At 66.2% G+C, this 11,822-nt stretch carries 9 protein-coding genes; 7 read left to right on the top strand and 2 right to left on the bottom strand.

All coding sequences use genetic code 11. From position 1 onward, the window contains the following. Positions 1-40: 40 nt before the first annotated feature. Positions 41-376 carry a histone-like nucleoid-structuring protein Lsr2 gene (locus tag BJL86_RS00735; protein ID WP_067475362.1) on the bottom strand — a complete coding sequence of 112 codons (336 nt, stop codon included), beginning with the start codon at positions 374-376 and terminating at the stop codon, positions 41-43. Between the two features lie 282 nt (positions 377-658). Here BJL86_RS00735 and BJL86_RS00730 point away from each other — a divergent pair, with 282 nt between their 5' ends. From BJL86_RS00730 to BJL86_RS00705, 7 genes are all read left to right on the top strand, one after another. Next, positions 659-1,141, top strand: coding sequence for a MarR family winged helix-turn-helix transcriptional regulator (locus BJL86_RS00730; protein WP_197487599.1), 483 nt, complete (start codon positions 659-661; stop codon positions 1,139-1,141). Between the two features lie 49 nt (positions 1,142-1,190). Then, on the top strand, positions 1,191-2,468 hold the full coding sequence (locus BJL86_RS00725; protein WP_067475365.1) for an MFS transporter: 1,278 nt from the start codon (positions 1,191-1,193) through the stop codon (positions 2,466-2,468). A 554-nt stretch (positions 2,469-3,022) separates the two neighbouring features. Continuing rightward, positions 3,023-3,199: a hypothetical protein gene (locus BJL86_RS16895; RefSeq protein WP_156515336.1), complete on the top strand. Its 177-nt coding sequence runs from the start codon at positions 3,023-3,025 to the stop codon at positions 3,197-3,199. A 153-nt stretch (positions 3,200-3,352) separates the two neighbouring features. After that, positions 3,353-3,889, top strand: a complete 537-nt coding sequence (locus BJL86_RS00720; protein WP_067475368.1) for a glutathione peroxidase — start codon at positions 3,353-3,355, stop codon at positions 3,887-3,889. Between the two features lie 65 nt (positions 3,890-3,954). Next, entirely contained in the window at positions 3,955-9,468 is a 5,514-nt protein-coding gene (locus BJL86_RS00715) for a hypothetical protein (protein ID WP_067475371.1), read from the top strand. Between the two features lie 117 nt (positions 9,469-9,585). Further along, the gene (locus BJL86_RS00710; protein ID WP_067475373.1) at positions 9,586-9,918 is read left to right on the top strand and encodes a hypothetical protein; all 333 of its coding nucleotides are present in this window, start codon (positions 9,586-9,588) and stop codon (positions 9,916-9,918) included. After that, on the top strand, positions 9,915-10,952 hold the full coding sequence (locus BJL86_RS00705; RefSeq protein WP_067475376.1) for a hypothetical protein: 1,038 nt from the start codon (positions 9,915-9,917) through the stop codon (positions 10,950-10,952). The genes BJL86_RS00710 and BJL86_RS00705 overlap by 4 nt, the downstream gene beginning before the upstream one ends. Here the strand turns inward: BJL86_RS00705 and BJL86_RS00700 are convergent. Continuing rightward, on the bottom strand, positions 10,949-11,722 hold the full coding sequence (locus BJL86_RS00700) for a tyrosine-protein phosphatase (RefSeq protein WP_197487600.1): 774 nt from the start codon (positions 11,720-11,722) through the stop codon (positions 10,949-10,951). The genes BJL86_RS00705 and BJL86_RS00700 overlap by 4 nt on opposite strands. Positions 11,723-11,822: the final 100 nt, after the last annotated feature.

Here is an 11,822-nt window from a genome sequence, read left to right as displayed (position 1 = left end):
CTTGACGCCGTTAACGTCTCAGGTTCCGAAAATACAGCGGCTAGTGCGCCGCGGCGAACGCCCGGAGGATGTCGGCGGGAATACGCCCACGGTCCGACACGTCGTAACCGTTCTCGCGCGCCCAATCACGAACTGCCTTCGAATCCGTTCCCTTTTCCGCACGCGACTTTCCGCCGCCGCGACGGGAATTCGCGCTCACTTTTTGTGCATTGCGTACATACGGGTCGAGCACGCCGTAAAACTCATCGGCGTTCTCCTTGGAAAGGTCGATGCTGTAATCGGTGCCGTTGAGACCGAAATAGATGGTCACGCCCTCTTCGCCGAGCGCCGTTCCGTCAATGTCGTCAATCAACTCGATATTGATCTGTCGTGCCATGGCATGACTCCAGAATTCTGTCGTTTCTTGCAGGAGATTCGCGGGGCGGGCATTCGCCCCTGTCGAATTCATTATGCACAAATTGCGTTACCTGCCGATGATTGTCAAATCAGGTGTCGAATTTCCACCCTTTTTCCGGCTGCCTCGATTTATTGATTTAAACAATCCAAGGGCTATCACAATAGTGAAAAAAGAAATTTCTTATTCTTCTAACATCTACCCAAGCGAGACCACACTGCGGCAGGACTTCACATACATAAGTGATCTATGTATTATGGCGGGGTGACCAACCCCCGTTCAAAGCTCCAGGAAATTGCGATCGACCTCACGGTCGTGGCAGCGCGGTTCAGCCGCTTCCAGCGCCAGAACTCACCCAACGACACGACCGCGGCTACATGGCGCGCGCTGTCGTTGCTCGAACAATTCGGCGCCCTCCGAGTCACCGAGTTCGCGAGACTCGATCGGCTCTCCCAGCCTGCTGCGACGGCGGTTCTGCGCAGAATTACCGCCGACGGACTCGCCGAATCCACCTCGGACTCGACCGATAAACGCGCGAAACGCGTGCGGCTCACCGACAAAGGCCGAGATTTCCTCGCGGATCTGCGCACCGACGCCGGCGATCGACTGATCCCGCTTTTCGAGCAATTAACCGACGAGGAAATAGAAGCGCTGCAGGTGGCGAGTAGGGCAATTTCGCGAATGCTTCGCGCGGAGGGATCCGAGAACGAAGGCGGTCGTAGCGAAAACGGACCTCCGACGTCATAAATGATTCTTAACGGATTGCGTAATACTTTCGACAAAAGGGGCGGACAAGATGAGTGAAATAGACAGTGAAATAGACACAGAAGAACAGGCGAGCCCGGGCGGACTCCTCAAGCAGCCGCGCGCGGTGTGGGCAGTCGCATTCGCGGCGACCATCGCATTCATGGGCATCGGATTGGTCGACCCGATCCTCCCCGAGATCAGCAAATCCCTCGAAGCGTCACCAAGCCAGGCGATGTTGCTGTTCACCAGTTACCTATTCATCACCGGCATCTGCATGTTCTTCACCAGCTGGGTGTCGAGCCGAATCGGCGCGAAGAACACGCTGCTCATCGGCATCGGACTCGTGGTCGTCTTCGCGGCACTGTGCGGACTGTCCAATGACGTCAACGCGATCATCGGCCTCCGCGGCGGATGGGGGCTGGGCAACGCGCTCTTCGTCTCCACGGCGCTGGCGGCGATCATCTCGGCCGCCACCGGCGGGGTGTCGGGCGCGATCATCCTCTACGAGGCCGCGCTCGGCCTCGGCCTCGCCGTCGGCCCGCTGCTCGGCGGACTGCTCGGCGAGATCTCGTGGCGCGGGCCGTTCTTCGGCACCGCGGCGCTCATGACCATCGGGTTCATCGGCATCATCGTGTTGCTGCCCAAGGTGCCGAAGCCCGAACACAAGGTGCACCTACTCGAGCCGTTCGTGGCGCTGCGTAACCCGACGCTCGCCGCGCTGAGCATCATCGCCGTGCTCTATAACTTCGCCTTCTTCTCCCTCCTCGCCTACAGCCCCTTCCCCATCCACGACGCCGCCTCCGAGGCAGGGATGAGTTTCGGCGCGCTTCAACTCGGGTTCGTGTTCTTCGGGTGGGGCCTGGCCGTTGCGCTGACGTCGGTCTTCCTCGCGCCCCGCTTGATCGAAGCCTTCGGCCTCTTGCGAACGATGCTCGGCACGATGGGCATCTTCGCGCTCACGCTCGCGGCCATGGCGTTGGTCATCTCGAGCCTGCCGGGTCTCATCGTCGGCGTTATCGTCGGCGGCGGATGCCTCGGCGTACTCAATACGGCACTCACCGAGACCTCCATGAACGCGACGGACCTGCCGCGCGCGGTGGCGAGCTCGACGTACTCCGGTGTCCGGTTCATGGGCGGCGCGTTCGCGGCCTGGCTCGCCGGCGAGATCGCCGACTGGGTCGGCGCGCCCGCGCCGTACTGGACCGCCGCGGTGGTTCTCGTTCTCGCGATCGCGCTGCTGTTCGGCACCCGAGGCCTCTTCGCCCACCTCGAGCACCACGAGGAGACGGTGCCGGAATCGAACCGCGAGGGCGTCCCGGCCCGCTAGGCCCCAGGGTCGATTCAGCAACTCCCGGCGCCAACATCGCCGCCGCGCAGCCGAGGCTGCCCAGAAAGTCCTGCGTGACAATAGATTCAGGCGCTTCAGGCGGCTCGGCGGCGCGGGAGCGTCCGACCCACGAATCCATGAAAGAAATATTCGATGTAACGCTAGCCAAACCGGGATCGATTGGAGTAGTTTTTGATCAGGAACCCCGGTAGCTTCGGGGTCCAAAGCTGCGAGTTATCGGCCCGCCCCGGCTAACGCTGTTGACGCGGCGACGATGCAGCACCACAACGTTTACTCGCGCAATTGCCCCAGGCATGCGGAGTTAATTTAAATTAATCCACCCAGGTCCGCCTTTGCATTTGAGGTTCTCGGGCCTGGTTCTGCTTGCGTCCACAGACTCCTTCGCTATTGTCGGTCTCGTAGGAAGCGCACGAGATCTGGATCACCCCAGAACTCCCGGCTCCTGCGGAACAGCAACGGTCGGTGGAAACGAATTCACGCTGCCAATCGCACGCGCGGATCGTGTCGCATCGACCATGACGAAAGGAAACCCCATGGACTTCGGTTCTCTCGATGGCCTCATCTCCGAGCCGCTCGGTCAGCTCGGTGCCGGTTCGGCGGACGCCGCTCCGTCGCTCGACTTCGGCTCCGCCGCGATCGACAATGCCCCGACCTTCCCGGGCCGCCTCATCGGCACCTTCGCCGGTTTCCTCGGCTCGCTCGGCATCTAAGTTCCCGCAGGCGCTCACGCGCTAGCGAGTGGCTTCGGCCACGAACGTCGAACGCCCCCGCCCTCACGGGCCCGGGGGCGTTCGCGCATTTACGTGCACTATGGACAACAAGGAAACACGCAGCCGAAGAGATCGACCCGGAGGAGACCCATCATGGCGCAGGCAGATCCCAAGCAGGCGACGTCCCTGTTCGAATTCGAGGCGGAAACGCTCACCGGAGATACCAGTGAACTCGCCGACTACGCCGGCAAGGTCGTTCTCGTGGTCAACACGGCCTCCAAATGCGGGTTCACCCCGCAGTTCGAGGGCCTGCAGAAGCTCTACAGCGAGCTGAGCGACCAGGGGTTCACGGTGCTCGGCTTTCCCAGCGGCCAGTTCCGCCAGGAACACGACGACGCAGAAAAGATCGGCGCCGCGTGCACACGCAACTACGGCGTCGACTTCCCGATGTTCGCGAAGACCGACGTCAACGGCTCCGGTGCGCACCCGGTGTTCACCTGGCTCAAGGCGCAGCAGCCCGGGAGGATCGGTGCGCTCCTCGGCGGCCGCGCCGGCTCCGCGGAGATCAAATGGAACTTCACCAAGTTCCTGGTCGGCCGGGACGGAAGCGTCATCGCGCGGTATGCCCCGGCGACCAAACCGGAGGCGATCCGGGACGATATCCAACGCGCCCTCGCGAAAGAGAACTGAAAAATTTGCGTGTTGACCGCAGGTCAATTTAACGCCGTTCGCCGGATCGGACTAAAGTCGGAGCGATGTCCAAGGTTGAGAGCACCGAGCGGGCCGATTCACCGACTCTCTGGCACGACATCATCCCTTCAGTCGGGACTCTTCGTCCTCGTCACAGCGCCATTCGTGTCGCGCCCGGCGATCAACCCGTCGAGCTGACGAGTCCGGAGACCACTCTCGATACCGCGCTCGCGCTCATCCCGCACCTGCGGGACGAGCGAAGCACACTGCGCACATTGTTTCCGCTGCTGCCCGTGGACATCGAGATCATCATCCCGAGCCCGGCCGCGAAATCCGAGAACGCCGCACCGCCCGCACCCACTGTCGTGCCGCTTGGTGACGTCGCCGATCTCTCACCCTCGAAGGCGTCCTCTGCGAGCGGCGTCCCCAATGCGCGCCTACTCGGCGCTCTCGTCCAGTCTGCGATCCTCCATGGGGTTCCGCAGCCCACCCCGCAGTCGATCTACGCGCGCCGGATCACCGGCTGGCTTCACGGCCTCGCACCTCTCGAGGCCTACCTTCTCCACCAGGCGATTCTCGGGAACCGAGTGCCGCGTGCCCTGCGGGTGCAGACCTCCGGGCTCGGCGGTCTCTCTCGCGCGGAACAGCTGCGCTCCTCGTTCGGCGCTCTCCTTGCAGCGGACGCCGAGCTGGCTCCGTTGTTCGACGTCATATATAACGAGCTGAACCCACTGTCCTCCAGGGCGCGAAGCACGCACCGCGTCCCGGAACTGTCCGAGGAACTGCTCGCCGGCGTGCACTGGGGCCTGCCGCGCGAGTATCGCATCGCGCTCGGCAGACTCGTTGGGGCGCTACACCCCGAGTTCGACGCGGCCGACGGTTGGCTGTTGATCAGTAAGGCCAAAAAGGGTGCCCCCAGGGAACGCTGGACGGTGGCCTCGCTGCGCGAGACGCAACGCTCGATGCTGCAGCAGCTGCTGCGTACCGGGAGCACCGCGCCGGAGGAATTGCGCGAGCAGCTCGCGAAAGCTCGGGTACCGCTGCCGCACGGCGACGATGTCGAGGCATGGCGCGAGTTCTGCGGACTCGAGGTCGTCGACGGGACGATGCGTGTACTCGAGGACCCCTCCGACGAGAAGACGGTAAACGAGAACCGCGCGATGGTCGTCTCGGCCTTCGGCAGGGATCGCGACAATGTGCTCAAGGCCAACGCCCCCGTGCTGGGCACCTCGGTCTTCCCTCCGTCCGCCGCCCCGGACGAGGCCACAAGTGAGCAGATCAGGCGCGCCGCCGCATCGCCGCTGGCCGCGTCGTTCGGCGAGGACACCTTCTCCTCGCTGCAGGAGATCTCGATGCTCACGGGCGTCGACTTCGACTCGATCATGGCCGAGCTCGGCCACGGCACCGAGCCGCTTGAGGCGCTGGAGTCGCTGGGCATCCCGGCCGGCTCCCTCCTCGGCGAGCTCGACGAGCTCCTCACCGGGCCGCGCTCGGCGCAAAAGGCGATCCTCATGTTGTGGGCGGTCAACCGCGCTCGCGGCGGCGGAGGCGCGCCGGCACACTTCTCCGAGGCCAAGTACGAACTGACAGGAGCGATGCTCCGGCACCCGGCAACCTTCGCCGACCCGGATCCGGCCGAATCCTGGCGCCTCGTCCTCGGCAGCAGTTGGTGGCACAGCCCCCGCTGGGAGGAGGAGTTCCCCGGGCACACGCCGTCCACCGATGAGGTGCGCCGCTTCAACTACATCGCCGAACTCGGCGAGAACGTGCACCGTGCGATGGAATCGGCCACGTTCCGCGCGCAGGCCGACGCCCACATCGCGGCGACGCTGGCGCAGGCCCCCGCGCAGGACGTGAGCTCCGCCGTCATCCGGAAAACGAGCGAACGCACCGCGGCGCGCCTCGGCTCGGAAGAGGCCACCGATATGCCGAAGACGTTGCTCGAATGGGAGCACATGCTCACGTCGCGGCTCGAGGGCGCGACCCTCATCATCGACGCGGACCTGCGCCCGGACGAGCTCACCACGTTGAGTGCGGAGCTCGGCGCCCGCGTCGGCGACCTGCCCGCAGATCCCCAGACCTACGCCGATTTCGTCAAACGGTACCCGGCGGCGACGCTGACGACGGTCGTGGGAATCGCCTCGCTCAATGCCTATAAGGGCCTCTACATCGCCGACGACCCGATGCGCAACGTGTATCACGGCCTCGTGCCGACCATCGCCGAAGCGCTCGGGCTCTTCGAGTCCGAGGACACGCCGGGCGCCTACGGCATGATGCAGGCCGGGCTCGAAGCCGAGTTCGCCCAGGCGCTTCGGGACCTCGATCTCGCCGAGTTCGTCGACCTGCACACGCACCATCTCGCGGACCTGATCGTCGCCCATGCCGGGCTGCCGGTGTCGGCGATGGGCAAGATCGTGGACGCGCTCACCGCGTTCACGACCTCGGTTCCCGACCGCACCATGCACCACGTGTACCCGTGGCTCATGGACCCGAGCCAGCGCGAGTTCTTCGGCACGCTGCCCACGGGCACGCAGCTGTTGTTCCAGCAAGCCCCCGCGCTGTCGGCGCGGATGCTCAATCAGGCGGTCGACCTCGTCGAGGCCTACCCGCGCACGGATCCCACCCATGACGGCGGAGAGAGCGATCCCGGTGACTCCGCGCTCGCTGCGCACGTCGACGTGGCCGCCCTGCCGACAATGATCCGTGAGGGCCTGCTCGACGCCCTGCGCGCCCAGGCCACCGAGCCGGACACGGCGCCGACGCGCACCACGGCCAGCCGCCGCGCCGCCGACCGCATGCAGCGTCCGTACCTGTGGCTCGACGGCACCGACGCGGTGTGCGTCGCACTACCGCCGGTGTCCAAGTGCGCGGACGAGCCGTGGATCGTATCCACCGGGGACGACGTCACCCCGGTCCGCCCGCGTCGCTCGCTGCGCGATGACGAGACGCAGACCTCGCTGCTGCGCAAGCCCGCGCGTAGGGTCGCCGTCATCCACCCGAGCTTCCACACGACGGTCGAGCTCCGCCTGTTCACCACCGACTTCCCGGTCGCGCTGTTCCTGCCCGATGGCAGGCAGATACCGACCTCGGCGATGGTCCCGCAGGGCGAGGTCTTCGCGCTGGTCCCGCCCGGCCACGAGCCCACGTCCGACTCGTCGGGCGCGCCGCAGGTGCTCGAGACCCTCGACACCCCCGAGGGTTGGGGCCAGTGGACCCTTCAGTTGTGGAACCTCGACGGCCTCGACAAGGTCGTGGTGCTCGATGCCGCCGGCGTCGCGCACGAGATTCGCGTCGGCAGCCACGAACTGCCCGCGCTCTGGGACACCGAGGACGAACCGATCGAGGCGCTCACCGGCGTGGAGAGTGAGGACGGCCTACCCGTGCTCGCCGCACGTCCGTGGATCGACGTGCCGCCGCTGCCTGCCGGGACGCGCCCGTGGACCGTCCGCATTCGCCGCTCCGGCACCGCCGAGTGGCACACCGTCGGCACCTACTGCCCCGAGTCCGAGCACGAGGGTTACCCCCTTTTCGACGACGCCGTTCTCTCCTTCTTCGGCCTGTCCGAGTCCGAGCCGATCCTCGGAGGGTTCGACATTCGCGTCGACGGGCCCGAGCACGCCCGCGTGGACCTGCGCATCTTCCTCGCCGAGGGGTTCTACGCCCACTTCCCCGAATCGCCGCGCCTCCCGGGCCCGGACGGCGCCTCCCGCGCGGTCGCCGAACTCAGCTCCGAGCCGGTGGACGGCGAACCGTCGGACGGCCCGGAACCGGCCGCCCTGTCGGTGTCGGCGGACATGCTGGAATTCGGCCCGACGACCAGGCGCCTGCGGGTTCAGGTCGCCGCCGGCTCCCGCTCGGAGACGCTCGTCATCCGCCCGCCGCGCCTGCGTTTCCGCATGTCGAGCAAGGGTATGGCGCCCGCGTGGTCCGACCAGTGCATCTCCCGCTCTCCGTTCGATTTCGAGCATTCGACGCTCGTCGTCCGAGACCCGTACGCGTCGCTGCGCATCTCGCTGCTCCTCGTCGACGACAACGGCCGCACCGCCCAACGCGCCGATTTCGATCGCGATATGGACGGCACCTTCCGCATCGACGCCGGCCGTTTCGCCGAGCGCGCCCGCCTCATTCGCCGCGGCGAGCTTCGGGCGCAGGTCATCGATCCTGACGCCGAAGGCACCCGACACTTCAAGCGGACGGTTCCGCTCGTGCGCTTCGACGCGGTCACCGAGCAGAACATCACGCTCGACGGAAAGAATTTCCGGGTCACGGGCGCCGAGGAGGTCGACGACGTCGTGTGCCGGGTCTGGCAGCTCGAACGGCCGTGGCTGCCCGCGATCTCGCTGCCGGTCACCGACTCCCTCGCCCCCCTCCCCTCCTCCCTGTCCGGCGCCGGCCGACTCCGCGTGGATGTGGCGGTGGAAGACCCGTGGGACCCGGTCCCCGCCGGCCCGCTCCCCCACCGCGGCACGACGTCCCTGCAAACCGCGTCGCGCTTTTCCAATACGGGCCTCGGCCTGCTCTCGCAATTCCTCGCAGGCCGTGGCGCCGCGAGTTTCGTACCGCACGGGGTGCCCGAGTCGTGGAACGCGTGGGCCCTTCTCTCGCAGAACCTGCACCCCTCTACCGACCGCCCGCAGCGCCTCGAGCTCGCCGAACACCTGCGGGAGGCGCCGCGCGCCGAGCTCGTCGGGCTCGATCGCTCGCTGCTGCCGTCGTCACAGAAGCTTGCCGCGTTCATCTCGTCGGGCCTGGTCAACGAGCCGATCGGGCCGGCCGCCCCGATGGGCGATCCCTGGGACCGTGCCGCCGCCGGTGCGCGGCGATCGGTATCCATCCCGGGGCGCACCCGCGAGGCATGGATCGACCTGTTCATCTCCATCGCCACCGTCGAGCAGCTCCCTCGCGAGAGCAGGGCGCTGGTCACCCGCCACCTGCGAGAGGTCGGCGGCGACTCGCTGTTCAACGTTCTCGCGTTCGGCGAGGATCCGCTGCAGGATTCGGTGCGCCTCGGTCTTCCCGAGGTCCAGGCCGCGATGGATCCGACGCTGCGCAGCATGCTGCTGTCCCGTCCGACCATCCCGGGCCCGCTTCTCGACGCATCCTCGCGCTGGGAGGGGTTGCTGTCGCTGCTGCGCACCGAGCAATCCTTCAACGCCGGATACGTGCGCGACCAGTTCGAGCGGATGCTCGGAAAGTACGAATCTCTGCGCCGCTTCCGCCCGCTGTATCGCCTGATCACCGAGCGCATCAAGGCACTTCCCGCCACGGTCGAGGTCGATACCCGCCGTTCCGGGGCGCGCCGGTCGAAGAAGGGTTCCCGCGCTCGCTCCGCGCAGGGCAGTTCGGCGCAGGCCGTCGAGCTGCCGATGTGGGCGAACATTCCGCAGTTGACCTTCTCGCTGGCCCTTCTCGCCCGCGGCCACGCCTACGGCTACTTCAAGACCGGCCTCGACCAGGATCTGCTCGATCTGTGGGCGCGCCTGGTCACTCAGGCACCGCAGCAGATCGTCATCGACCTCGTGCTCGCCGAGGCACACATCGCCCACATCCGCCTGGGAGGGTCTACCTTCCTGCCCTGATCCTGGCCCCGGCCGAATCTCCCCGTCTGCAACCACACACAAATAGTCCTGACGTCGGGGAGCCGACCCGCGCCCTGCCGACGTCGTCATAGGTGTACCCGTAGCGGAAGGACACCCATGGCCGACTCCTCCCCGTCCGGCGACTCCATGTCTGCCGACTCCATGTCTGCCGACTATCCGCAGATTCGCGCGGCCGTGCGCGGAATTTCCGGCGCCGGCGGCGCACTCGGCGGGGTCAAGTCCGTGGGCGCCGGCTACGTTGTCGACGGTCTCTGGGCCAGCGCCCTGGGAAAAGCCAGCCTCGACGCGGACATTTCCCTGTCCGACTACGCAGTGCTGCTCTCCACACGCCTGAAGGCCTGCGCCTCGGCCGCACAGTCGACGGTCGACGAGTTAGTGCTCACCGACACCGAGTTCGCCACTTTGCTGCGAGAAACGCTCCCCGAATGAGTCCCGCCGCCGACAACCCGGCTCTCGCAGACCTGGTCTCGTGGACGCCGACGTGCCTGCGCGACGAGGCGGCCGCCCTCGATACCGCCCTCGAGAACATCGCCATCGCCCGCGAAGACCTCGCCTCCACGCTCGAGAGCTTGCCTGGCGTGTGGACGGGCATCTCAGCCGACGCCGTGCGCAACGCGTTGGTTCGCGAACGCCGTTATGTCGACGTACTCGAAAAGGTATTTCTCGGGTTACGACGCTGCTACAACGATGCTTACCAGGACATTTCCATTTCTCGCGACACTTTTACGACAGTGCTTTCGGGTTTCGAATCCGAAGGCTTTTCGGTCGATCACGGGCAGCCGGCGGCCGGCCCGATAACGGTGTCGACCGTGGCCGCCGCGCGCTCGGATTCGGGCGCCGACGCCTCCCGGCTCGCCGCCGCCGAACGCGCCGCCGAGTCGATCGCTCGCGCCGCGAGAGCCGTGCTCGACGCCGACAGCCGCCACGCCGAAGCCATCGCCACGCTCGTCGCGGATTCGGATGGCGTCTCGGCGCGACCCCCTGCGGCCAACCCGGAGCCGTTGGCAACCGCGAGAGACGAAAAACACCTCACTCCCCACCGCTACGGATCGAACGGATTACTGGGTCCGACGGCTACCCAGCTCGCAATAAATGGGCTCGCGCTCGCGCCCTACACCGGCACCTCGATCCTCGTCGGGGACCTCATGTTGGACATGGCCGAAAACAGGTCCCCGTTCGGCGAGGCATTGGTGGATGCATTCGGGGCGAAACTGTCCGGGAGGGTGGGAAAGACTCTGGGTTCTGGGCTCTATCTGGCCGGGGCGGACAAAGCCGGGTATGCGGTGGGCGAGATCTTCGGGCCGGCAATGGTCGGCGGAGAGATCGATGCGGTGCTCGATGCGACGGTGGGCGCGGCAGGCCGAAGTATCGACGAGCGCTGGGGCACGCAGCTCTTCGGCCCACACACCAACGAGCAACTCGCTCGGCGGGCGCTGCGCGACCAGGAAAAATACGGAGGTTAGTCGCCCTCGCGGCCGAGCAGCGTGGCGCGCAAGCGTTCGACCTCGGCGGCGCCCAACCCGACTCCGTCGACGAGGTAGTCGCGCGCGGAACCGTATTCGGCCTCGATCTCGTCAAGAGAGGTGGTGATGTACTCATCGCGCGCATGGAGCAGCTCGATCAGGGTGTCCGCCCGCTCCGGCGCGTGCTCACGGAACATGGCGGATAGTTCCGCGACCCAGGCCTCCGAGCGCCGGTTGGTCTCCAGGTAGTCCGCGACAATGTCCTCGCGCCCGGCACCTGCGAGAAGCTGAAGCACCGCGGACACGAATCCCGTGCGGTCCTTCCCCACCGTGCAATGCACGACTACCGGACCCGACGAAGCGGCGACCGCCTCGAACGCCGGGCGTAGCCGTTCCCTGAATCCGGCGTCGACCACGAACGAGCGGTACACGCGAAGCATTTCCGACCGCGCCGTCTCCGGGGTCGCGTCTTCGTCGTAGCCGACTATCGTCGCGGCCGAGCTGGACTCCCCGAGCACATCGACGTGCACATAATCCGCGCCGATGACGTCGTGGTCCGGGTTCTTTTCCACCTCTTCGGGCCTGCGCAGGTCGACGATCGTGCGGAGACCGATGCGCCTGAGCGCCTCCGCGTCCCGGTCCGATGGGGCGACGATGTTCGCGCGGAAGAAGCGACCGCGCCGCATGGGACCGTCCGTGGTCTCGTAACCACGTCCGGCGATGTCGCGGAAATTGTGCATCGACTCCAGATGCAGATCGTCTACCGCCATCGGCTCTCCTCCGCCCCCGGACATCCCCGCTTATGTTCCCCTCCACACTGCCACGCGGATCCTTGCGGCGCGCACCGCACCGCAGATCCACCTAGGGTTG

The sequence above is a fragment of the Dietzia timorensis genome (assembly GCF_001659785.1).
Classification (GTDB): Bacteria; Actinomycetota; Actinomycetes; order Mycobacteriales; family Mycobacteriaceae; genus Dietzia; species Dietzia timorensis.
The sequence above is the reverse complement of the archived record's forward strand: the minus strand, read 5'-3'. Positions and strand labels throughout refer to the sequence as shown.